Source organism: Microbacterium forte (genome assembly GCF_031885415.1).
In the GTDB taxonomy this organism is placed as follows: domain Bacteria; phylum Actinomycetota; class Actinomycetes; order Actinomycetales; family Microbacteriaceae; genus Microbacterium; species Microbacterium forte.
The window spans coordinates 2,134,445-2,158,106 of sequence record NZ_CP116871.1; the positions used below are offsets into that span (position 1 = coordinate 2,134,445).

Genomic DNA, 23,662 nt, shown 5'->3' on the forward strand with positions numbered 1-23,662 from the left:
GGCACCATCATCGACTCTTGGAGAGAACCATCATGAAGACCCGTTTTGCGGCGACCGCCGCACTCACTCTCACTGCTGTGCTCGCCCTTGCCGGCTGCGCTGGAAACACCTCCGGCGGAGGCGATATGCCCGGCATGAATCACGAGAGCAGCAGCTCCGCCCCGGCGTCGGCGGACGCCAATGACGCCGACATCATGTTCGCCAGCATGATGAAGGAGCACCACGCTCAGGCCATCGAGATGTCTGACATGCTCCTCAGCAAGGACGGCGTCAACGAGCGCGTCGCCGCCCTCGCGGAAGAGATCAAGGCAGCGCAGGGCCCCGAAATCCAGAAGATGGAGCAGTGGCTCGAAGAGTGGGGCGCTGATACCTCCAACATGGAAGGCATGGACCACGGCGGCGGCATGATGTCCGACGACGACATGCAGGCCCTCGAAGATGCCACCGGGGCGGACGCCAGCCGTCTGTTCCTCGAGCAGATGATCGAGCACCACCAGGGTGCCGTCGAAATGGCCCAAGACGAAGTCGACAACGGCCAGAACAGTGACGCGGTCGCCCTGGCCGAGACGATCATCGAGGCACAGACCACGGAGATCGCCACGATGAAAGACCTCCTCGACACACTCTGATCTACCTTCGGGGGTGCGGCGCTCGCCCGCACCCCCGAACTGGCCTTCTCGCAGTAACCCACGCCACCGCGCTGGTGCCATGTCGCGACTCTCATTCGCGTACCGCTCGCGCACCTGCATGCATTTCTTCACGTCGGAGTCTCATGAACCGCCACTCGCCCCTACCCGCTTTCGCGATCGCTCTCGCAGCCGTCGCCCTCACCGGCTGCGCCGTGCCGCAGGCCTCCGGCACCAACGCGGTCCCCCCCGTTATCCAACACATTCACGGTGTTGCCGCTGACCCCCGCGGTGAGGACCTCTTCATAGCCACCCACGGAGGACTCTTCACCCTCACTCCTGAAGGTGCGATCGCCGGTCCCATCGGAGGCCACGATTTCGATGCGATGGGCTTTACCGTCCTCGACGACGCCCTCTTCGCATCCGGTCACCCGGGCACACAGACACCCGCAGAGCTCGGCTCCCCGAACCTAGGTGTCATTCGTAGTGACGACTTCGGCGAATCGTGGTCACCGATCGCCCTCACTGGCAGTACGGACTTCCATGTCCTCACCGCCGGACCAGACGGCACTCTCTACGGGATCGCCTCCGATGGCGTCGATCTGCTCATCAGCACTGACGACGGTCTCGAATGGACCCGCGGCGCAACACTTGCCGCGGCAGACCTCGCCGCCACCGGCGACGGTCTCTACGCCGCCGCGGAAGAAGGACTGCTCCTCAGCACCGACAACGGCGCCACCTTCACCCCCGTCGCCGACGCCCCGCTGCTCTACACACTCGACGCCAAACCCAATGGCTCGCTCGCAGGAGTCGGAACCGACGGTGCCCTCTGGTCACAGAACACCGAAGGAACATGGCAACGCCTCGACGCGCTTCAAGGGGCCGCTCAGGCCTTCACCGCGATCGATGACGAACGCTTCATCGTTGTCGACGACCGCGGCATCGTCCAGATCACAGCCGACGACACAACCATCCTCGCCCCCGCCCGGTAGAGAACGCCACCACCAGAACGGCCACCCATGGTCCCCCGCCGCAATCCCTTCCGACGCATATCCGTCTTCATCGCGTGCGCCACAGTCCTCGCCCTGCTTCTCGCCCTTGCGAGCTTCTACCTCATCGGAGCCATATTCAGATGACCCGCCACCTGCACCCAGCTCGGCACCGTCCACGAGCACACGTTCCCACGCGCACCAGCCACATGTCCCCACAGCGGCGTCACGATCGCCTCGTACGTATCGGGGCCTTCCTTCTCCTGGCCGCCGTCGCACTGATCGCAACTCATCTCCTCATCGACACAACCGTTCCAGACCAACGGTCACTCTGGGCATACACGCTCGGAAGCTACGAAACAGCGTTCATCCTCGCGATCGTCGGACTGGCGCTCGTGCTGCGTGAACCTCCGGGAGGCGCGGATGAATCTCAATGACTACTGGACCAACGCCTTTTGGTCCGTCATCCCCACGATCGCCGTCGTCGCAGCATTCTGGTTCGTCCTGCGGTCCATCATCAGAGCCGACCGCAACGAACGAAAAGCACACGCCAAGATCGAGCAACAACTCCGCGCGGAACGAAACCATCCTCGCCAACTCGCATCGGCGGACGACGAGCGAGACCCGCTACCTGAACGCCGGAAACGTCTGCCGAAAGCAGATACCGGCGAACGTTAACGGCGGGCGCACGATGACGGGCGACGCGAACTCGCCGGAAACGATCGTTTTCGGCGGGTCGTCTGCTGCACGCTCCCTCCTGCTGTGCTCACTCGCGTCTTCAGCGGGAGATTTTGGAAAGCGGAGATGGGTCCGAGGCCTCGCTTGCGGCACCACCAGTAGAACCGAATGCGAATCCACGCCGCAAACGATCGTGTACGGCGGGCGGCACCGAACCGTGAGGTTGCTCAACATTTTCTTGCGAGAGGCGAGGGGAAGTCTGCAATGTCGGACATATGAGGGATCGTGGTGACTATGAGCTGACCAGGATCGTGAGGGAACGCTATGACCGGTAACGACGAGCCCGAAGGGCATTCGTCCCCCGATGGCGTTCCTACTCTCATCGCGTGGGCAACGGATCAGGCCTGGCTGGCCGAGGCAGACCGCGATCGCGCCGAGGAACGTTTCGACCGGCTCGCTGGAGACCGCGAACTCGCGACCGCACTCCAGGCCAGCGGATACCGTGGCCGGAACTACGATCTGTTCGCGAATGAGATCGCGAAGTACGGGTGGGCTGTCATCCGCGGGTGGATCTACAAAGGGCAGATTCGTGGCGAGGTGAAGCGAAAAGGCTTCGGCGCACTGGAGCCTGAGCCCCGCCCGGGCTCGATGATCGAAGAGGCCGAGAGCCTGGCGGATGAGACGATCGTGCTCGCCCTCACCGCGTTCCGAGACAAGGTGCTCGTCCCGGGCAAGTGGGACCCCGCCAAGGGAGCTTCCCTGCGCACGTTCTTCGTGGGCCAGTGCCTTCTGCAGTTCAGCAACGTCTACAAGCGTTGGCGTCGAGAAGAGCTGCGTTCATATGCGGAGCCGCAGGCTCCGCCGCCCGCAGCGGCCTGGGCCGACGACTTCGAGGAGGGTCCGTCGACGTCGGCTGCTCCCGACGCGAGCGAGGCGGCGCACATCAAGGACGAGCTGCGTCGTGCATTCGGGAGCATCAAGGACGAGCGTGTCCGCTCAGCCTTTTATCTGAACGTGACGCATGGCTTCACGCACGCGGAGATCGGCGAGAAGCTTGGCATGACCGCGAAAGCGGTGGAGTCGGCGATCGCGCGCGCACGTCAGCAAGTACGACAGAACCGGGAGTCCGCATGAGCAGTGAATTTCGAGGCAAGATCGAGCGCTCGTCCTTCGGGACCCAGAACGCGAAGGCGGCACGCCGAACCGTTTCCGCCAACAAAGCGCAGTCGCTCGTCTCGCGATCGATGACGGGCAAGACTCAATCGAAGCAGTTGAGAGGCCGCGAGGGGAAGTGACCAGCGGCGGACATATACCGAGATGTCGGGATCACAACGGAAAAGAGCCGCCCCGCGGTAACGGGACGGCTCACAAGCCCTGAGAAGGTCAGGTCTCATCCAGAGCACTGACTGTACCGGAGTTGGCAGCCGCAGACTAGCGGCGCTCCATCTCATGGCACCCCGGCACCAATCAGTGAAGGAGTTCCCATGGGAACCGTTCGTCGCTCTGCATCCACCGGTCGTTTCGTCTCCAAGGCCGCTGCGGCCCGCTGGCCCGGAAAGACCACCACCGAACGTGTCGGTTCCGGCACGAGCAACTCGACCACGGTGCACCGCTCCGCGTCGTCGGGCCGGTTCGTCACCGAATCGACCGCCAACCGCAACCCGGGCGGCACGATCAGCCAGCGCGTCTAATCGAACCTGAGGGCCTGCACGTGCACACGTGCAGGCCCTCGTTGTGTAAGTCGAGGGCCTCCAGAACCCCGTCGGTGGCGGTCAGTAGTTCACCTTGTCGATGACGAGGTTCCCGTCGAGCATCTCGTGCGGGACGGGTCCTGCACTGGGGGAGCGGGATGGTCAGTCTCACGAGGTCGGGGTCCGCAACGGTCTCCGCGGACGCCAAGGCGTGAGCGCCCGGGACGGCAACGCCGACCGGCATCTCAATGTCTGCCGCAGCGCCGGAGCCGGCAATGTTCACCGGAAGCCGGCGGCGAGTACTGTTCACCCGAAGGCTAGTGGGGGAGCTTTCCCCTCGTTCGTTCAAGTCTGGCCTTGCGTTGCCTAGACCTTGCGACGGAAGCCGGTGGAGTCCCGAGTGACATCGGGCGACCAACGATGCGGTTCTCGCTTCACGTCGGGCCACTCGAGATCAGATCGAACGATATCCGGTCCGCGCCGGTGTGTCGGAAGCCCGTCGAAGCCGACCGGGCTGATCCTGGGCGCAGGCGACGAAGATGTGCCTACCGGCACTCCGCCTCCCTCCGGGAGTGATGATGAAGCCAGCTGAGATCGCACGGATGATCGCTCGTCGACGGTTCTCGAAAGAGTCGGAGCTGCACTGGGTGCCGCGTGATCATCGTTCGGAGACTGGCTATGCGAACAACACCTCGTTCGCACCGGTCGACCGAAGTCTCGGCCGTTTGGATTGGTCTGTCATCGACCCCATGAAGGTTCGAGTATCGAAGGGCGCCAGCCACTTCTTCACAGGATCTGAGTACTTCTGGAGTCGCACCCGCAGCCACGTGTGGTGTGAGTCTCAGTTCGAGCGCGACGAGTTGATGTGGCTCGATTTTGCCGGACAGGTCGAAAGGGTGTGGTCGCAGCCGTTTGGCGTGGTGTTCGGCGTCCGCTCACCGATGGCCGGTCATTGGCACGTGCCGGATTTCTTGTTGCAGATGTCGGACGGCTCCTACGCCGTCCGAGATGTGAAGCCGAAGGAACGCATCGACGAGTCCGTGCAACTGCAGTTCGATGAAACCGCACGGCTGTCGGCAACGCTCGGCTGGCACTACGAGGTGCTCTCCGGTCACAGCGTCCATGCGACTCGCGTGGTCGAATGGTTGTCGGCGTCGCGTCATGACCGTTGCAGGCCGTCGGCGGACATCGAGGACAAGATCCTCGACGCAGCTACTCAGGGCAAAACACGCCGGGAGTTGTGTGAGCTGGCGTCTCCAGATTGCCCGCTTCTAGCGTGCGCATGGGTTGACAACCTCGCCTGGCGCAGACTTCTCGCGCTCGACTTGTCGTCCGTATTCAATAGCAACACGCTACTGACTACCGCACATCGGGAGAGAACGGACGCGATCAGTGTCCGATGAACGCAAACTGAAGCTCGGAGACTCTTTCGAGATTGACGGCGAGAGCTGGGTCTGGGTCCACATCATTCCTGGCCTGGAGGTGAAGCTCCGCTCTGAACACGCGCCCGATCGACACCTGATCATGTCCGTAGACGAGTTCCTGCTCCAGGCCGGAACAGCCCAACGGGATCGCAGCGTATCTCTTCGACCGGACGGGGATGCATGGCCGACCGACGTATGCGATATGGAAGCCCATCTCCTTGAGGCGTTCACGGGCAGGCCGATGGATCCGTTGGCCTCCGCTTCTCGGGCACAATACGACCCTGCGCTGACAACTCAGAACGCACGCGTTGACGCGAAGCTGCTCGAGCTAAAAGGCACGTCACTTGGGCGAGCGCGCAGCACCTTTCACCTCCTGTGGAAGACGTACCAGCAAGACGGTGCAGCCGGGCTGAATGCCCGCATGCATCGCAAGGGCGAGCAGCGACTCTCCATCAGCCGGGCAGATGCACGGCTGGTGACGATCATCGATCGATTCCTCGATCGCCAAACGGACAAGTCGACGAGCAGCAAACGCCGGTGCGCTGTCTTGGTGAGGCGAGAGCTCGAGACCACTTACCCGGGCGATCCTCTATGCGAGATCAAGGCTCGCACCCTCCAGGGCTACATCAACGAGCGGGCGGCCGGCCGTTACAGCTTCGACAAAGCGACCACCCGGCGAAACACCGATAACAGCCCCAAGCGTCAGTACTACTCCGGGGCTGCCTATCAACTTGGGGAGCGATGCGAGATCGATTCAACGAAACTCGACGTTCTCGTCTGGGATGAGAACAGTGAGTTCCGGCCGACACTCACCGTGCTTCTCGATGTCGCAAGCCGGGTACCGCTCGCTTGGGCGATTCACGCGGACAGCCCTGGCGGATTCGACCATGCACTCCTGCTCGCCCGGGCTGTCATCGGGCGCAAAGCCGTACCTGGTTCGGGAGCAGCCACCCTCGCGGGATCAGCCACGTTGCCTTCTGACCTGATGAAGCAGGTGAACCCCTACCTCACTGACGATTCTCTGGCCCTCCCGTGGATCTTCCCGCGATCGATCACTATCGACGGCGGAGCAGATTTTCGGTCCCGCACGTTCAGAGATGCCTGCAGCGCGTACGGAATCCACAGGGAACTTGCCCCCTCCAGAACGCCGACGGTAAAGCCACACGTAGAGCGCAACTTCGGCACCCTCTCGACAGACTTCGCCGCATGGCTGGCCGGTTTCGTGGGGAACTCCGTCGCCCATCGGGCCGCCAAAGACGACCCCACCCTCACCCTGGATTCGCTTCGCCTCATCCTCGACAGCTGGATAACGAACATCTACCTGAACAGGCCTCACCGTGGCTTGAAGTCGACGAGCTCCCCAGGGCGCATCTTCACCCCGAATCAGATGTACACCGAACTGTTCGCTGTAGGACCCGGCGTCCCGGTGCCTTTCGGAGTTGAGGAGTACCTCGCGCTCTTGCCCACGGAACGGCGCATGATCGGTCGTGCAGGGATCGAACTCCACAATCGCCGCTACGACTCATCCCACCTGGAAGATCTCCGCAATCGCTCCCTCACGGGCGCTGAACCGGGATCCGCGAAAGCCAGGAAATTCCCAGTGAGCTTCGACCCCTACAACGCCAATGCCGTCTGGGTGCGTCACCCAGAAACCGGTGTGTGGATCGAGTGCTGGGACATCGCTCTGCGGGAGAAGACAGCACCGATGGTCGCCGAGATCGACATGAAACTCCTTGCCCGATACCCCGACGCCGCAATCGACGATCCCGACCGCCGCCGCGAGTGGATCGACCACGTCGAAAGTCGCGAACGAGGAGACAAACGGAAGCGCACCCAGCACAAACGGGAGCAACAGCGCCTCAAGGTCGAAGCGCAACGTGAACCAGGCCCCTCGACAACGACACCGATCCCACTACGGCAATGGGCCAAACCCGTCGACATCAGCACCATCGATTGGACATCCCCCGACATAGATCTCGCGCAAGCAGAGGAGCTTGATTCATGAAGATCACCCCACTCGTCCTCCACCATGACCGCAAGACCAGCCTTGCAGGGCTTCGAGAAGCATTCGACGCCGAGCCCGCATCCCCGCCGAAGATCACCTTCCGTCAGTACAGAGATCTGGACAGTGAAGCTCGAGAGCTATACGACCAAGCTCGCGAAGACTTTCTCCGGCTGACGCTGAGGGTGAAGACACGCGAGCAAGCGGTCTGCGCTCGCATTCTGGAGGACCTCATCCGGATCAACCCTCGGCTGAAGAACTCGCGGCGCGGGCTGATGATATCCGCGCCGATGTTCTCCGGCAAGACAGAGCTCGCTCTCCTGTTGGCTCGATCCGTAGAACGCAGACACGCAGCCCAACACCCCGACTACCTCAGAGACGGAGACGCACCGGTCGTCTGGGTGGAGATGACCGAACACTCGACCGGAAAAGCTCTCCTTGCCCAGATCGTGGAGTTTCTCGCCCCCACCATCGTTCTCCCCAAACAGATCGCCACCGACAGGCTGAGGAAGCTTGCCGTCGAGGCCCTCCACCGTCACGGCACGAAGCTGCTCGTGATTGACGAAGCGCACAAGCTCGGCGGGACTGAACCCTCCAGTGTCATCAAAGCCCTCCAGAACGAGTCTTGTGCGACCGTCGTCCTGGTTGGAATCAATCTCGACCAAGCATTCAAGACGGGCGACGGCCTGCAAGTCAGCGCACGATGTGACTTCGTCACACTCGACAAGATCGACCCCGCCGTCCAAGAGGACTTCGAACAATGGATCAAATGGGTCGCCACCTTCGACAGCTTCCTACCACTATGCGGGCACGCCCACGGCCTTCTCACCCGCAACGCCGGCACGCTAGTCCACGCCGCCGACGGGAAACTCGCCGTTCTCGCGATGATCGTGGACCGCCTCGTCGCGTCCATCTTGCGCGACGAATCGCGCACCTCGGAGACCGTAACCCGCGAGCGACTCTTCGGGGTTCTCGATACTCTCCGGCGCACCACGCTCAACACACACAACGTCACCCTGGACGACCTGGTGGACGCCGCATGATCAGCACGCAGGCGTGGGCGAAACGACCCAAGTGGCATCATCTTGAGACGCCACGCTCCTACGCGCAGCGGCAATGCCGCGCCGCAGGAGTACCGTTCGACTTCGCCGAGAGGGCACTGACCAGCCGAGCGCAACCGAACATCCACCGCGTCTGGATCGACGACGAAGCGGCCGCTCGGACGGTCGAGGCGACGGCAGGGCGCCCAGCCGGTCATTACCTCCGCATGAAGCGTCTAGCGCAACCGGACTCCACACGGGCCTACCCGCAGCGCTTCCTGTGCCGCCTATGCAGTGCCGGGGAGACGATCGAGCAAATTCCCCACGATCGGGAAAACTTCTGTCTCCGACACCCGAGGCAGATGGTGTGGGTCGGTCCCGGAACCGAACCCGATACCCAGGTGATCGTTCCCTTCGATCCCACGCTTCGGAACGCGGAACTCTCCTTCCGTCGACTCGTCGCCACTGGTCGGGTCACCACACAACTGCACGGTCAAGTGTGGGCCATGGTGCGCGACAACGAAACGCTCTCCGCCCAGAACGCAGAGACCGGGCAGAATCCGTGCTTGATGAGCGCGGTACGCGAGATCGATCGCCGCGCACATCTGTACCGCGCGACGGTGCGCGTTCTGCAGATCTTGTCCAATCGTGCACACTGCGCACGATGGCGCACTCAGTCGGCGGCAGATCTACGACTCGACATCACCGCAACGTTGGGCCTCACCAACAGCGACATCCTCGTCGAACGCGTGATTCTCTGGCTCCGCCCCCTCCGCCGCCACACCATCCCCACGAAATTCCGCCCCCTGGAAGCCGCCCTCGACACCGTCGACGTCCCCCGCATCCTCGACACCACCGCCAACTACCCGCTGTGGATCCTCCGCCACCCGAAAGCCATCTCCGAATGGGACTGGGATCGCAACCCGCCCACCCGCGACCCCTGGTCCGGAGTCGATGTCTCTCACAAAGCGTGGTGGTTGTGCGAGGAGGGGCACTCCTGGGAAGCAAGCCCCCACGTGCGAGGCTCTGCCGAGACCAACTGCGAATATTGCATCGGCATGGACTTCTGGCCGGGACACACCGATCTCGGCACCCTGCGGCCAGACATCGCCGCGGAATGGGACACTACCCCAGGAGCCAACCGGGGGGACCCCCATCACGTGAGCGCCACCTCCGCCCGGAAAATCAACTGGAGGTGTACTGCTCACGAGCACACCTGGCCCGCCCAGGTGCGCTCCCGCACCACGCAAGAAAGCAAATGCCCCTATTGCAGCGGTAGCCGGGCGATACCGGGTGAAACAGATTTAGCCACTCTTCACCCCGGCCTCGCAGCAGAGTGGGATCACGAACTCAACGACAGCTCCATCACTCCGGAGACAGTCACCCCCGGATCGGACCGTGTCGTCTGGTGGCACGGCCACTGCGACCACAGCTGGGACGCGGCTGTCGGTGACCGTTGCTCAGGACACGGGTGCCCGTACTGCTCCAATCAACGCACCCTCGCCGGTTTCAATGACCTCGCCACCACTCACCCTCATCTCGCCGAACAATGGGACCGCGTCAACTCCAAGTCCGCTTGTGAGGTCACCGCGGGCTCGGATTACCCCGCAGTATGGCGCTGCGCGCTGAGTCACACATGGGAGCTCCCCGTCTGGGGCCGCACGAAGGACAAGACGGGATGCCCCGTGTGTGCGAATCGCGTCGTCCTCGCGGGGTTCAATGACTTGGGGACTCTCGATCCTCATTTGGCTTCGGAATGGGACCGCACCCCAGGAGCGAACGACCGGACACCGTCCGAAGTGACCGTCAGTAGTTCCTATGAAGCCCAATGGCGGTGCGCAGAAAACCACACCTGGCCAGCGACCGTCGCCAACCGACACGCAGGCTCAGGCTGCCCGTCATGCTCCGGCCGGGTCGCTATCCCGGGAGCCACTGACCTCGCGACACGCAGACCCGATATTGCCGCGCAATGGGATCCCAGCAACGACTGCTCACCGAATCAGGTCACGGTCTCCTCCCACGTGAAAGTGTCGTGGATCTGCCACCGCAATCACTCGTGGCCCGCGACAGTCAAAAACCGGACGTCCGGCTGCGGCTGCCCTTACTGCACAGGAAAGCTACCCATCCCAGGGGAGACCGACCTTGCAACCCTGCGACCCGATCTCGCAGCGCAGTGGGACTCCTCTAACGCCCTCTCGCCCACCGAGGTCACCGTGGGATCGGGGAGAAAAGTCACCTGGCACTGTGCCTGCGGGTATACATGGCCATCGAGAGTTCAGACCAGAACCCGCAGGCCTCACGCCCGCTGCCCCGAATGCCGCAAATAGCGACACTCCAGGTTCCAACGCCATCGAGCTCGCACTTGGCAATGCTGACCCCCTCGAGCACGAAGGACAAAGGCTCACGTGTTCGCTGCTCGCCCAAACGCGAGCGAGTCGAGAAGCGCTGAAGGCCTGACCAAGGTCGCACTGCCGACTCGCCGTTCACGTCAGCGTCGCGGATTGTCGAGCGCGTGCGCTTCTCAGAGGAGCTCGCTCACCAGCTGTTCGATGCGACCACGGATATCGTCGCGGATGGGCCGTACGGCGTCGATGCCCTGGCCAGCGGGGTCGTCGAGCTTCCAGTCTTCGTAGCGCTTTCCGGGGAAGAACGGGCAGGCGTCGCCACAACCCATGGTGATCACGACGTCAGAGGCCTGCACCGCCTCGGTGGTGAGGACCTTGGGCTGCTCGGCGGTGATGTCGATACCAAGTTCCTGCATCGCGTCGACGGCGGTGGGGTTGATCTGATCCGCAGGCATGGACCCGGCCGAGCGCACTTCGATACGGTCGCCAGCGATCTCGCGGAGGAACCCGGCCGCCATCTGCGACCGTCCGGCATTGTGAACGCAGACGAAGAGGACGGACGGCTTGACGGTGGTGTCAGTCATGTTTGCTCCTGAATGGGCGGTAGAGGGGTTAGCGGAGAAGGTCGTCGACGAGAACATGGACGCGTGCGGCGATATCGTCACGGATCGCTTCGACGCCTTCGCGAGACGCGAGAGCGGGGTCACCCACCGCCCAGTCGTCGTACCGAACGCCGGGGATGATCGGGCAAACGTCCCCGCAGCCCATCGTGACGACCACATCTGCCGCGCGCACCGCGTCGTCGGTGAGCGGCTTGGGATACCGATCGGCGGCAATGTCACCTTCGATGTCCGTGAGCAATGATCGCACATGGGGGTGGATGACGTCCGCGGGATTCGACCCTGCGGAGCGCGCAACGACCTTGCCGCCGCTGATCTGATTCACGAGTGCTGCGGCGAGCTGGGAGCGTCCGGCGTTCGCGACGCACACAAACAGCACCTGCGGGACGGAAGAGACGCGGTCTCTGGTGAGGTCAGCGAGGCGCTGCCGGGCGAACCTCTCGGTCAAGGGGATCAATGCAGAGGTGACGCGAGCAGTGCGGGCAAGGGACGTGTACGACTCGCGGACGATGGTGAGCACCACGTCCGCGTCAACCTCCGGAATCTCGGCGGCGAGCTCATCGGCAAGATGAGTCACGCGCGCGTCGAAGTCGGGTCGAGTGCTCGCATCCGTGTGCTCAACGCTCCACGGCTCACTCACGGTCGCAGGTGCGAACGAGTCCAGGAGAGCGGTGACCGCGCCTCGGCGGTTCGGGTTGATGCGGTACCAGACCCAGGTGCCACGCCGCTCGGAGACGAGGACATCCACGTCTTTGAGGACTTTCAGGTGGTGCGACACGGTGGGCTGGGAGACGTCGGCCAGTTCGGCCAGGTCGCACACGCACGATTCTCCGCGGGGATCGGAGGCGATGGCCGACAGCATGCGCAGCCTGAGCGGGTCGGACAGCGCTTTTAGCGTCGCTGCGACCGAGGTGGCAGCGTCGATGCCGATCGCGTGGGTGGCGACGGGACTGCAGGTGTCGCCGGTGGTCGTCAGTGTGACGTTCATGGCTACATCCTTTCAGCGGTGTACGGGTTGGTGTGGAACCAGCGTCGGGCCGCCCACAGGGAGACGTAAACGAGTCCGACGAGCACGGGGACCTCGATCAGTGGGCCGACGACGCCGGCGAGGGCCTGACCGGAGGTGGCCCCGAAGGTGCCGATGGCGACGGCGATGGCGAGTTCGAAGTTGTTGCCCGCGGCCGTGAACGCCAGCGTGGAGGATCGGGCGTATCCGAGCCCGAGCGCCTTCCCGGTGAACAGTCCGATGAACCACATCACGGCGAAGTACGCCAACAGCGGGAGGGCGATACGGGCCACATCCCACGGCCGGTTGGTGACCTGCTCGCCCTGCAGGGCGAACAGCAACACAATCGTGAACAGCAGGCCGTACAGCGCCCACGGTCCGATCTTGGGAAGGAACTTCTCTTCGTACCAGTCGCGGCCCTTCGCACGCTCCCCGATCAGGCGGGAGGCGAAGCCGGCGATCAGGGGGATGCCGAGGAAGACGAGGACATTGAGGGCGATCTGCCAGACCGAGATCTCCAGTCCCTGCGAGTCCAGTCCGAGCCATCCGGGGAGCACGGTGAGGTAGAACCAACCGAGCAGGGAGAAGGCGATGACCTGGAACACGGAGTTGATGGCGACAAGGACGGCGGCGGCTTCCCGATCGCCGCAGGCGAGATCGTTCCAGATGACGACCATCGCGATGCAGCGGGCCAGGCCCACGATGATGAGGCCGGTGCGGTACTCGGGGAGATCCGGAAGGAACGCCCAGGCGAGGGCGAACATCAGTGCCGGTCCGACGACCCAGTTCAGAGCGAGTGAGGAGATGAGTAGCTTCTTGTCGCCGGTGACAGCGGCGACTTTGTCGTAGCGGACCTTCGCGAGGACCGGGTACATCATCACCAGCAGGCCGAGAGCGATCGGCACAGAGATGCCGCCAACCTCAATGTGTGCGAGGAGGTCGGAGACGCCAGGGATGAAGCGGCCGACGAGGATTCCGGCGACCATAGCCAGTCCGATCCACAGCGGCAACCATCGGTCAAGGGTCGACAGGCGGCGGGTCGTCGTTGTGGGGGTGGGTGCGGTTGCGGTGCTCATGCGAGGAGCGCCTCCATCTTCTCTGCGATTACGGGCTTGGCGTGGGCGCCGATGAGCATGTCAACGCGCGCACCCTGGTTGTAGAAGACCAGCGTGGGGATCGAGGTGACGCCGATGGCGGTCACCGTGGCCGGGTTCTGGTCGGCGTCGAGCTTCACGATCTTGACCCGCCCGTCGTACTCGACGGCGAGCTGGTTCAGAAGCGGTGCGATCTGCTTACACGGACCGCACCAGGTGGCCCAGATGTCCACCACGACGGGGATCTCGGAGTCGGTGACTTCGTTCTGGAATGTGGCGTCGGTGACCACGATCGGGAAACTCATGCGAGGACCTCCTGGGCATCGAATGCGGGCGCGGTGTCCGTGAGGGCCGCGAGGTAGTGCTGGGCGTCCTGGGCGGCCGCGCAGCCCGTACCGGCTGCGGTGATGGCCTGCCGGTAGGTGTGATCGACCAGGTCGCCGGCGGCGAAGACGCCGTCGAGGGTGGTGCGGGTGGACGGGTGGACGACCCGCACATACCCGTCGGCGTCGGTGTCGACGGAGCCCGCGACGAGCTCGGAGCGCGGGTCGTGCCCGATGGCGACGAAGACCCCAGTGACGGAGAGTTCGCGCTCCGCCCCGGAGACCGTGTCGCGCAGCGTGACCGCCTCGACCTTGTCCGTCCCGAGGATGCCGGCCACTTCGCTGTTCCAGGCGACGTCGATCTTCGGGTGCTCGAGCACCCGCTGCGCCATGATCTGTGAGGCGCGGAACGTGTCGCGGCGGTGCACCACGGTGACCTTCGACGCGAACCGGGTGAGGAACAGAGCTTCCTCCATCGCCGAATCGCCACCGCCGACCACGACGATCTCCTGGTCGCGGAAGAAGAAGCCGTCGCAGGTCGCACACCAGGAGACCCCGTGGCCGGTGAGACGCTCTTCGTCGGCCAGTCCGATCTTGCGGTACGCGGACCCCATGGCGAGGATCACCGCACGCGCCAGGTACGTGTCACCCGATCCGGTGCGCACCGTCTTCACCGGCCCTGCCAGGTCGACCGCGACAGCGTCGTCGAGAAGGATGCGGGCACCGAAGCGCTCAGCCTGCGCGCGCATCGACTCCATCAACTCCGGACCCTGGACACCGTCGACGAAACCGGGGAAGTTCTCCACCTCGGTGGTTGTCATGAGCGCACCGCCGGCGGTGACGGAACCGGCAAGCACGACAGGGGCAAGGCCCGCCCGCGCCGCATACACCGCAGCCGTATACCCGGCGGGCCCGGATCCGATGATGACTAGCTCAACCTCTTGAATCGACATGCGTCTATATTGACACTTATCAATGCAACGTGCAAGCCTGGTGTCATACCAACGATCCGGCGAGTGTCTCGCCGGAGGAGAGAAGGATGACGTGACAGACCCTCAGACCGTGCTGTTCATCTGTACGCACAATGCGGGACGCTCGCAGCTGGGCGCGCACCTGCTGGCCCGGCATGCTGGCGATCGACTGATCGCAGACAGCGCCGGAGTGCACCCCGCTGCCGCGATCAACCCCGCGGTCGCCGCGACCCTCGACGACCTCGGCATCGACACATCAGCGGCAGTACCGCGCGGTGTCACCCCGGACGACCTCGCGAACGCTGATGTGGTGGTGCTGATGAAGCCGGGCTTGGAACTACCCGGGCCGGTCTCCGGCGAGCTCGTGCAGTGGGAGTTCCCCGACCCTGCGGACTGGTCCGTGGACAGCGACTCGGTTCGTGACCTGCGCGATTCGGTCGATCTCAAGGTGCGGGCACTGGCAGCCCGACTGTTGGAGTAGCCAGGCCCCTCAAGGAAGATCCTCGCAGCGCAGGCACGCTCAACCTTCATCACCACTCCCGCCTGGGCGGTACACCTCAGAGCATGGCAGGCTTGCATCGACCTCAATACCTCTGGCCGTCGCGGCCGTCGCCTTCGGCGAGTTCAGACCATACCTAGACGCGTCGACAGCTCGCGCGCAGCTCGCGAGACGAGCGCGCCAAGCGCCTCAAGGCGGTGCCCGATTCGCGCCTTCGGGGCGCTTACGTTCACGGCTGCGACGATACGTCCCGTGAAGTCGATGATCGGCGCCGAGGCTGCCACCACCCCGAACTCGAGCTCCTCGTCCGATAGCGCGTAGCCCTGCTCGCGGATACGGCCGAGTTCGGTGTGCAGGCTCGCGAGATCCGTCACCGGAGAGTTGCCCGGCGGGGGAGAGTCCAGAACCGGGAATCCGGAGGGGTCAGCCTGGTCGAAACGGCCGACGAGGGGCTGATCCTGCCCGTGGTCGTCATACCAGCGTGCGAGGGACTCCTCGTCCCAGTCGCTCAGCAGCGCACGACCCGAGGGAGTGCGCCACGCGGCCGTGGTGGTGCCCGCCCAGCCGGTCGTGCGCACGTCGTGCGGGCTCAGCTCGCTAAGCAGCGTAAGCACGTTGCCGCCGCGCAGCACGCACAGGTGACTCGTCTCGCGCGTGGACTGCACAAGTCGTCGCAGGATGCTGCGCGAGGCGTGCACGAGCGTCGACGTGGCCGTGTGCGCCGCCAGGGCGTATAGCCGCGGCCCGAGCAGGTAGCGCAGCGACTCCTCATCGCGTTCGACGAGTCCGGTCTCGGCGAGCGTCGCGAGTGTGCGTGACACGACCGCCTTGTCCCGCCCGGTGAGCTGTGCCACCTGCGAGACGCCGAGTCCGCCGGAGCGCAACGCCTCGTCGCCGCCGAGCAGCTCGAGGATCTCGATGTCGCGTCCGAGGCCGGAGGAATTGCGGCGAGGGCCGCCGGAGGTGGTGGTCACGGTAAGAGTGTAGCGTCAGCGGTTGCCATATACACAACGCTCTTTGACGAAATGGCCACAAAGGCTACCGTGAGTCTCATCCCCGGTACCGGCCTCAACGACGAGACAGGAGCCCTCTTGACCGGATTCAACTGGGAAGACCTCATGGCCTTCCTCACGCGTCGCGCGGACGACATTCTTGAGCTCACCCGCGATCACCTCGTCGTCGTCGTCGTCTCAGTCGTCCTCGCGGCGATTATCGGCATCGGCCTCGGCATCCTGGTCCGCAACCGTCGCATCGCCCGCACCACCGTGCTCACGGCCGCCGCTGTCGCGATCACCATCCCGTCACTCGCCCTCCTTGCCCTCCTGAGCCCCGTCCTCGGCCTCGGGTGGCTGCCGACCGTCGTCGCCCTCGTTTTCTACTCGCTGCTCCCGGTGGTGCGGAACACCGTCGTGGGACTCCGCGAAGTACCGGTCTCGGTGCTCGAGTCGGCGCGGGGCATGGGCCTCGGCCCCACCCGCATCCTCTTCACGGTGCAGCTGCCGATCGCCTGGCCGGTCATCATGACCGGCATCCGTGTCGCCGCCCAACTCACGGTCGGGATCGCGGCGATCGCCGCCTACGTCGCCGGCCCCGGGCTCGGCGAGTACATCTTCAAGGGCCTGAGCTCGCTCGGTTCGAAGAACGCCCTCAACTACGCGCTCACGGGCACCGTCGCAGTGATCATCCTCGCGCTCGTCCTCGACGGCATCCTCGTGCTCGTCGCCCGCCTCACCACCTCAAGGGGTCTCCGTGCCTGACATCACAACGAACACCGGCGTTCTCACCTCCCTCGCGGCGCAGCAGGGCGGCGTCGACATCGTCCTCGACCACATCACCAAGCAGTACCCGGGTCAGCAGAGGCCCGCCGTCGAGGACTTCTCGATGCGTGTAGAGCCCGGCGAGCTGATCATGTTCGTCGGCCCCAGCGGCTGCGGCAAGACCACGACGATGAAGATGATCAACCGCATCATCGAGCCGACCTCCGGGTCGATCCGGATCAACGGCGATGACGTGCTGTCGCTCGACGGCAACGAGCTGCGTCGGCACATCGGCTACGTCATCCAGCAGATCGGCCTGTTCCCGCACTTCACGATCGCCGAGAACATCGCGATCGTGCCGAAGCTGCTCGGCTGGTCCAAAGCCCGTATCGCCGAGCGCGTGGACGAGCTCCTGCGCACCGTGCAGCTCGACCCGGGCACGTTCGCACAGCGATACCCCCGTCAGCTTTCCGGCGGGCAGCAGCAGCGTGTCGGAGTGGCCCGGGCACTGGCTGCCGATCCGCCCGTCATGCTCATGGACGAGCCCTTCGGTGCGACCGACCCGATCACGCGGGAGAAGCTGCAGGCGGAGTTCCTGCGCATTCAGGCCGACATCGGCAAGACCATCATCTTCGTGACGCACGATTTCGAAGAGGCGATCCGCATGGGCGACCGCATCGCAGTGCTGAGCGATCGCAGCCAGATCGAGCAGTTCGACACTCCGGCGCGCATCCTCGCCGAGCCTGCCAACGACTATGTACGATCGTTCATCGGCGAGGGGGCCGCCCTGAAGCGTCTCGCTCTGATCCCGGTGACGGACGCGCGAATCGGATCCGCGGATGCCGCAGCCCCGGCCGTCACGGTCGACGAGCACTCCTCGCTGCGCGAGGCCCTCGACACCCTGGTGCTGACCGGCGCCGCGCGCGTCAACGTCACCCGCGCCGGGGCGGTCGTCGGCTCGATCGACCAGGCGGCCATCTCGGCAGCGCTGGGCTCCGAAGGCCCCGCGCGTCGCGCCGAGGAGGCGTGACCGTGACCGGCCCCCAGGTCGTGCCCTCCGCGACCACGATGCTGCGCACGCAGTCCGCGCCCCGACGCGGCATGCCCGTGCTGCTGCGCCGCCTGATGCCGCTCATCGTCGTCGCGGTCGTGCTGGTGCTCACCTACGTGTGGGTGTCGAGCCTCGACCTCGACTCGATCGAGCAGCGCACGCTCAACGCCGACTACATCACGGCCCGCATCGGCGAGCACCTCGTGCTGTCGATCATCGCCTCCGTGCTCGTGGCTGTGCTGGCGATCCCCGCCGGCATCGCGGTGAGCCGCTCCCGATCGAAGGTGTTCCGCGGCGTCGTGATCGGCATCGCGAACATCGGTCAGGCGACGCCGGCGATCGGCGTCGTGATCCTGCTCGCAATCGTCTGGCAGACGGGATTCACGACGGCACTGCTCGCACTCGTGATCTACTCCTTCCTGCCCGTGCTGCAGAACACGATCGCGGGCCTCGCCCAGGTCGATCCCAGCATCCGCGAGTCGGCCCGGGGCATGGGCATGACCCCGTCACAGGTTCTGCGCCGAGTGGAGCTGCCGCTCGCCTCGCCCGTGATCCTCGCGGGACTCCGCACCGCGCTCGTCTTCGCGGTCGGTGTGGCCACGGTCGCGACCTTCATCAACGCCGGCGGTCTCGGCGACATGATCATCAACGGCCTGAAGCTGCAGCGCTATCCCGTTCTCGTCGTCGGAGCGATCCTCGTCGCCTCGATCGCCGTGCTCATCGACTGGGCCGCCGGCGTCGTGGAGGACATCGTTCGACCCAAGGGCCTCTGAGCACCACCACTCCACCACTAATTCACATGCACAGCACACTCCCTTCCCGAAAGGAACTTGCAATGAACACACGCACCATCGCCACCGCCTCGTTCGCCGCCATCGCCGCCGGCGCTCTGCTCCTCACCGGCTGCTCGTCCGGTGCCGGCGGAGGCTCCGGAGCCCAAGGCGACGAGCTGGAAGGTCTCACTGGCGAGATCGGCTCGAAGGACTTTTCGGAGCAGTACATCCTCGCCTACATGACGGCGGAACTGCTCAATGCGCACGGTGCCGACGTCGAGGCCAACACGAAGCTCGTCGGCTCCGCCAACGTGCGTCAGGCGCTCGAGAATGACCAGTTCCTCGGCTACTGGGAGTACACCGGCACGTCGTGGATCACGTACAACGGCAATACGACGCCGGTGCAGGGCGCCGAGGCGCAGTTCGATGCCGTCAAGGGAGCGGACGCCGAGAACGGCATCGCGTGGCTCGACCCCGCGCCGTTCAACAACACCTACGCCTTCGCGATCCGTAAGAAGGAGGCTGACGAGCTGGGCGTGAAGACGCTGAGTGATGTCGCAGCCCTGCCGAGCGCCGATCAGACGTTCTGCATCGAGAGCGAGTTCTCGACGCGCGACGATGGCTGGCCGGGTCTCAAGGCCGCCTACGGCTTCGATGCCCCGGACTCGAACGTCACGATGCTCGACACCGGCGTCATCTACACGGCGACCCAGAAGGGCGACGACTGCAACTTCGGCGAGGTCTTCCAGACCGACGGCCGCATCCCCGCCCTCGACCTCGTGGTGATGGAAGACGACAAGGAGTTCTTCCCCAGCTACCAGGGCGGCTTCACGCTCAAGCAGAGCACCCTCGACGAGTACCCGGCGATCGCCGACGTGCTGGCCGAGCTGAGCCCGCTGCTGACCACCGAGGTCATGCAGGAGCTCAACGCCAAGGCCGATGTCGACGGTGAGGACCCCGAGGACATCGCGATCGACTGGCTCGAGGAGCAGGGACTCATCTGATGACCTCGACCATCCAGCTCGGCGAGAGCTTCGTCGGCGACGGCGTCAACGCCGCACACATCAACACCGTGCTCGGCCACCGCGAGGGACCTGCGGGGACGGCGTGGGCCACTGCCCTCGCCAGCCCCAGCCAGGGGCACGTGCCCTTCGTGGCGGTGCTCCGCCCCTCCCTCCCGGTGAAGCCCCTGACGCTGTTCGTCACGAAGGCCGCACCGGCGGGTGACGAGCACGGCCTCCTCATCTGGGGCCCGGCGCAGGCCGGAGTCGCTGCGGGCGTGGCCGACGCCGTCGCCGACGGTGTGATCCCGCGCGAGGCTGCCGACACGCACGCCCTCATCGCCGCAGTGTGGGTCAATCCGGCGGCCGACGACGCCGACACGGTCTACCGCAACAACCGCGAGGCGACACGCACCGCGCTCGCGAACGGCGCGGCGGGCCTGCCCAAGCTCGACGCCGTGCTGGAAGCCCGGCACGCGCCGACCAATCCGTTCTACACCCCTTCCACCGCATCCGCCTGATCCACAAAGGACACGCATCACCCATGAGCTCTCCCACCCCCGTCCTCGACCCAACGCCGGTCGGGACCCGACCCACCGTCGGGTTCATCGGACTCGGCAACATGGGGTCAGGAATGACCCGCAACCTGCAGGCCGCGGGCTTCCCGCTGGTCGTGACCGATCTGCGCCGCGAGTCGGCGTCCGACCTGATCGAGGGCGGTGCCCGGTGGGCTGAGACCCCTCGCGAGGTCGCCGCCGCCAGTGACCTCATCATCACGATGCTGCCGACGCCCAAGCACGTCGAGGCCGTCGCCTCGGGGCCTGACGGCCTCGTGGTGGGGCTGCCGGACGGCGGTACCTGGATCGACATGTCGACCTCGGTGCCGGACGTGCTGGACGGTGTGCGCGCCGCGACCGCCGGCCGCGGACTGCACCTGCTCGACGCCCCCGTCAGTGGGATGTCAGTGGGCGCCGCGAACGGGATGCTGCAGATCTTCGTCGGTGGTGACGCCGACGATGTGCAGCGGCTGCGTCCCGTGTTCGAGGCGATGGGGGACCCGGAGCGGATCCTGCACGTCGGCGGGCCCGGCGCAGGCTACGCCGTGAAGCTCATGATCAACCAGCTGTGGTTCTCCCACCTGGTCGCGACGGCGGAGGTGCTGTCGGTCGGCGTCGCCGCGGGGGTCGACCTTGGCGTGCTGCGGGACGCGCTCATCGCGAGCCCCGCGAACAGCACCTTCGTCTCACGCGACGTGTTGTCGATCCTCGACCACGGCGACTACGACGAGGGCTTCGCGATCGCCCTCGCCTGCAAGGACCTCGGTCTCTCCGTCGATCTGGCCCGCTCGGTCGGGATGCCGGTCGAGCTGTCCTCCCTCGTCGAGCAGATCTTCCGTCGAGCCCGCGCGAGCTACGGCGACCGCGCCGGGGAGATGACGCCCGTGCGTCTCTACGAGGAACTACTCGGCCGCGACCTCCGTCGGGAGATGCCCGCATGACCGCGGCACGCGAGGCCGAGGTCATCGCCTCCGTCCCCACCGGCCTGCTGATCGGCGGTCAGTGGCGGGAAGCGACCTCCGGCCACACCTTCGAGGTGCACGACCCGTCGACGGGTGAGGTGCTCGCCCATGTCGCCGATGCGACGCCCGAGGACGGCATGGCCGCACTCGACGCTGCTGCTGCGGCGCAGACCGCCTGGGCCGCCACTGCTCCGCGACAGCGCGGGGAGATCCTGCGCCGGGCGTTCGAGCTCGTCACGGCCCGCGCCGAGGACTTCGCACTCGTCATGACGCTCGAGATGGGCAAGCCTCTCGCCGAATCGCGCGCCGAGGTCGCGTACGGCGCCGAGTTCCTGCGCTGGTTCTCGGAAGAAGCACCCCGCATCTCCGGGCGATACGCCACCGCTCCCGACGGCCGCAACCGACTGCTCGTCGCGAAGCGACCGGTCGGTCCGAGCCTGCTCATCACCCCGTGGAACTTCCCGCTCGCGATGGCCACGCGCAAGATCGCGCCGGCACTCGCGGCCGGCTGCACCTCGGTGCTCAAGCCCGCCGCGCTCACACCGCTCACCGCACTCCTGTTCGCCGAGGTGCTCCGCGAGGCCGGAGTGCCGGACGGCGTCGTGAACGTCATCCCCACGACCCGCGCCGGCGCGGTCACGGGCCCGCTCATCACCGACCCGCGACTGCGCAAACTCTCGTTCACCGGATCAACCGAAGTGGGGCGCCGCCTCATCGCGGACGCCGCGCACCAGGTGCTCCGCGTCTCGATGGAACTCGGAGGCAACGCCCCCTTCCTCGTGTTCGACGACGCTGACGTGGACGCCGCGGTCGAGGGTGCCCTGCTCGCAAAGCTCCGCAACGGCGGCGAGGCCTGCGTCGCCGCGAACCGCTTCCTCGTGCACGAGAGCGTGGCGGAGGAATTCACCTCGCGGCTCGTTGAACGCATGGCAGGGTACGTCAACGCCCGCGGCACCGACCCGGAGTCGACCCTCGGGCCGCTCGTGGACGAGTCGACCCGCAAGAAGGTCGCCGACCTCGTGTCCGGCGCGCTGGAGGACGGAGCGAGCATCGCACTCGGCGGCAGCATCCCCCAGGGGCGCGGCTACTTCTACCCGGCGACCGTGCTCGTGGACGTGCCGCAGGACGCCCGCATCCTCCAGGAGGAGATCTTCGGACCCGTCGCGCCCATCACCGTGTTCCGCGACGAGGACGAGGCCGTGCGCCTCGCCAACGCGAGCGAGTACGGGCTGGTGTGCTTCGCGTACACCCGCGACCTGAACCGGGCGCTGCGCCTCGCCGAGCGTCTGGAGACCGGCATGTTCGGCCTCAACACCGGACTCGTGTCGAACCCGGCTGCGCCGTTCGGTGGCGTCAAGCAGTCCGGCATCGGTCGCGAGGGCGGCTTCGAGGGCATCGACGAGTACCTCGAGACGACCTACATCGGCATCGCCGATCCCTTCGTCGGCACCCACTCCTGAAGGATCATCCGTGCACATCACCGACTTCTCCCTCGACCACTTCTCCCTCCGGGGCAAGCGGGCGATCGTCACCGGGGGCAACACCGGTCTCGGCCAGGCGTTCACCCTCGCTCTCGCCAAAGCGGGTGCCGACATGTTCGTTCCGACGCTGTTCGACGACGGCGGCGAGACCGCAGCTCTCCTCGCCGAGGCGGGTGTCGGCTACCGGGAACTCCGCGTCGACATCACGGCGGAGGGCGCACCCGCGCGCGTGATCGACGCATGCGTCGAGGCGTTCGGGGGCGTGGACGTTCTGGTCAACTCGGCCGGGATCAGCCGCATCGCCGACGTCACCGAGTTCGGGCGCGTGCAGTGGGACCCCATGGTCGCGGTGAACCTCACCGCCGCGTTCGAAATGTCGCACGAGGCCGCGAAGCGGATGATCCCGCAGGGCTCGGGCAAGATCATCAACATCGCCTCGCTGTTCTCGTTCCTCGGGGGACTCGGATCTCCCGCGTACGCCGCGACCAAGCACGGCATCGCCGGGCTCACGAAGGCGTACGCCGACGAGCTCGGCGGACACGGCATCCAGGTCAACGCGATCGCCCCGGGATACTTCGCCACCCCGATTACCTCCGAGACGCGTGGGGACGCGGAGGCGAACCGGCGCATCGTCGACCACACGCCGGCGGGGAGGTGGGGGGACGTCGCCGATCTCATGGGCGCGACCGTCTTCCTCGCGAGCCCCGCCTCCGACTTCGTCAACGGGCACGTGCTGTCCGTCGACGGCGGTTACCTGGTGCGCTGACCGCGG

General features: G+C 65.5%; 24 protein-coding genes. 18 read left to right on the plus strand and 6 right to left on the minus strand.

The genetic code is table 11. The features are described 5' to 3' along the window. Positions 1-32: 32 nt before the first annotated feature. The 9 genes from OB895_RS10245 to OB895_RS10285 all read left to right on the plus strand — a co-directional run bounded on the left by OB895_RS10245 (position 33) and on the right by OB895_RS10285 (position 10,777). Positions 33-629, plus strand: a complete 597-nt coding sequence (locus OB895_RS10245) for a DUF305 domain-containing protein (protein WP_026049681.1) — start codon at positions 33-35, stop codon at positions 627-629. 143 nt (positions 630-772) lie between these two features. Beyond that, positions 773-1,618, plus strand: a complete 846-nt coding sequence (locus OB895_RS10250; protein ID WP_017201937.1) for a F510_1955 family glycosylhydrolase — start codon at positions 773-775, stop codon at positions 1,616-1,618. 420 nt (positions 1,619-2,038) lie between these two features. Beyond that, entirely contained in the window at positions 2,039-2,293 is a 255-nt protein-coding gene (locus OB895_RS10255) for a hypothetical protein (RefSeq protein WP_081859903.1), read from the plus strand. Between the two features lie 324 nt (positions 2,294-2,617). After that, complete coding sequence (locus OB895_RS10260) at positions 2,618-3,427, plus strand: RNA polymerase sigma factor (RefSeq protein ID WP_029264083.1); 810 nt, start codon at positions 2,618-2,620, stop codon at positions 3,425-3,427. A gap of 350 nt (positions 3,428-3,777) precedes the next feature. Continuing rightward, a complete protein-coding gene (locus OB895_RS10265) occupies positions 3,778-3,984 on the plus strand; it encodes a hypothetical protein (protein ID WP_017201940.1) in 207 nt (68 codons plus the stop codon). A 575-nt stretch (positions 3,985-4,559) separates the two neighbouring features. Continuing rightward, positions 4,560-5,387, plus strand: a complete 828-nt coding sequence (locus tag OB895_RS10270; RefSeq protein ID WP_164743619.1) for a TnsA-like heteromeric transposase endonuclease subunit — start codon at positions 4,560-4,562, stop codon at positions 5,385-5,387. Next, entirely contained in the window at positions 5,377-7,413 is a 2,037-nt protein-coding gene (locus OB895_RS10275; RefSeq protein ID WP_029264081.1) for a TnsB C-terminal domain-containing protein, read from the plus strand. Before OB895_RS10270 ends, OB895_RS10275 begins: the two co-directional genes overlap by 11 nt. Then, a complete protein-coding gene (locus OB895_RS10280) occupies positions 7,410-8,453 on the plus strand; it encodes a TniB family NTP-binding protein (protein WP_017201943.1) in 1,044 nt (347 codons plus the stop codon). Before OB895_RS10275 ends, OB895_RS10280 begins: the two co-directional genes overlap by 4 nt. Beyond that, positions 8,450-10,777 (plus strand): zinc-ribbon domain-containing protein, encoded by a 2,328-nt coding sequence (locus OB895_RS10285; protein ID WP_192576810.1) that lies wholly within the window; start codon positions 8,450-8,452, stop codon positions 10,775-10,777. Before OB895_RS10280 ends, OB895_RS10285 begins: the two co-directional genes overlap by 4 nt. Positions 10,778-10,971: 194 nt before the next feature. Here the strand turns inward: OB895_RS10285 and OB895_RS10290 are convergent, their stop codons facing one another. From OB895_RS10290 to trxB, 5 genes are read right to left on the minus strand one after another with little or no spacing between them, the layout of a single operon-like run. Then, positions 10,972-11,379: an arsenate reductase ArsC gene (locus OB895_RS10290; RefSeq protein WP_017201945.1), complete on the minus strand. Its 408-nt coding sequence runs from the start codon at positions 11,377-11,379 to the stop codon at positions 10,972-10,974. A gap of 28 nt (positions 11,380-11,407) precedes the next feature. Further along, entirely contained in the window at positions 11,408-12,403 is a 996-nt protein-coding gene (locus tag OB895_RS10295) for a metalloregulator ArsR/SmtB family transcription factor (protein ID WP_017201946.1), read from the minus strand. Positions 12,404-12,405: 2 nt separating this feature from the next. Continuing rightward, positions 12,406-13,497 carry an ACR3 family arsenite efflux transporter gene (gene arsB / locus OB895_RS10300; protein WP_026049682.1) on the minus strand — a complete coding sequence of 364 codons (1,092 nt, stop codon included), beginning with the start codon at positions 13,495-13,497 and terminating at the stop codon, positions 12,406-12,408. After that, the gene (gene trxA, locus OB895_RS10305) at positions 13,494-13,820 is read right to left on the minus strand and encodes a thioredoxin (protein WP_017201948.1); all 327 of its coding nucleotides are present in this window, start codon (positions 13,818-13,820) and stop codon (positions 13,494-13,496) included. The genes arsB and trxA overlap by 4 nt, the downstream gene beginning before the upstream one ends. Then, positions 13,817-14,791: a thioredoxin-disulfide reductase gene (gene trxB, locus OB895_RS10310; protein ID WP_151460105.1), complete on the minus strand. Its 975-nt coding sequence runs from the start codon at positions 14,789-14,791 to the stop codon at positions 13,817-13,819. The genes trxA and trxB overlap by 4 nt, the downstream gene beginning before the upstream one ends. 91 nt (positions 14,792-14,882) lie before the next feature. On the opposite strand from trxB, the gene OB895_RS10315 reads away from it, so the two are divergent. Beyond that, on the plus strand, positions 14,883-15,290 hold the full coding sequence (locus OB895_RS10315) for an arsenate-mycothiol transferase ArsC (protein ID WP_017201950.1): 408 nt from the start codon (positions 14,883-14,885) through the stop codon (positions 15,288-15,290). 143 nt (positions 15,291-15,433) lie between these two features. Here the strand turns inward: OB895_RS10315 and OB895_RS10320 are convergent, their stop codons facing one another. After that, positions 15,434-16,282, minus strand: coding sequence for an IclR family transcriptional regulator (locus tag OB895_RS10320; RefSeq protein ID WP_017201951.1), 849 nt, complete (start codon positions 16,280-16,282; stop codon positions 15,434-15,436). A gap of 69 nt (positions 16,283-16,351) precedes the next feature. Between OB895_RS10320 and OB895_RS10325 the strand changes: the two genes are divergently transcribed. From OB895_RS10325 to OB895_RS10360, 8 genes are all read left to right on the plus strand, one after another. Further along, positions 16,352-17,065: an ABC transporter permease gene (locus OB895_RS10325; protein WP_017201952.1), complete on the plus strand. Its 714-nt coding sequence runs from the start codon at positions 16,352-16,354 to the stop codon at positions 17,063-17,065. Further along, complete coding sequence (locus tag OB895_RS10330) at positions 17,058-18,095, plus strand: ABC transporter ATP-binding protein (RefSeq protein WP_017201953.1); 1,038 nt, start codon at positions 17,058-17,060, stop codon at positions 18,093-18,095. The genes OB895_RS10325 and OB895_RS10330 overlap by 8 nt, the downstream gene beginning before the upstream one ends. Next, positions 18,092-18,889 (plus strand): ABC transporter permease, encoded by a 798-nt coding sequence (locus tag OB895_RS10335; protein ID WP_017201954.1) that lies wholly within the window; start codon positions 18,092-18,094, stop codon positions 18,887-18,889. The genes OB895_RS10330 and OB895_RS10335 overlap by 4 nt, the downstream gene beginning before the upstream one ends. Before the next feature lie 62 nt (positions 18,890-18,951). After that, a complete protein-coding gene (locus OB895_RS10340) occupies positions 18,952-19,893 on the plus strand; it encodes a glycine betaine ABC transporter substrate-binding protein (protein WP_017201955.1) in 942 nt (313 codons plus the stop codon). Further along, positions 19,893-20,411 (plus strand): formaldehyde-activating enzyme, encoded by a 519-nt coding sequence (gene fae, locus OB895_RS10345; protein WP_017201956.1) that lies wholly within the window; start codon positions 19,893-19,895, stop codon positions 20,409-20,411. The genes OB895_RS10340 and fae overlap by 1 nt, the downstream gene beginning before the upstream one ends. 23 nt (positions 20,412-20,434) lie before the next feature. Continuing rightward, positions 20,435-21,388 (plus strand): NAD(P)-dependent oxidoreductase, encoded by a 954-nt coding sequence (locus OB895_RS10350; RefSeq protein ID WP_017201957.1) that lies wholly within the window; start codon positions 20,435-20,437, stop codon positions 21,386-21,388. Continuing rightward, complete coding sequence (locus OB895_RS10355) at positions 21,385-22,869, plus strand: NAD-dependent succinate-semialdehyde dehydrogenase (RefSeq protein WP_017201958.1); 1,485 nt, start codon at positions 21,385-21,387, stop codon at positions 22,867-22,869. The genes OB895_RS10350 and OB895_RS10355 overlap by 4 nt, the downstream gene beginning before the upstream one ends. 10 nt (positions 22,870-22,879) lie before the next feature. After that, entirely contained in the window at positions 22,880-23,656 is a 777-nt protein-coding gene (locus OB895_RS10360; protein WP_017201959.1) for an SDR family oxidoreductase, read from the plus strand. Positions 23,657-23,662 lie beyond the last annotated feature (6 nt).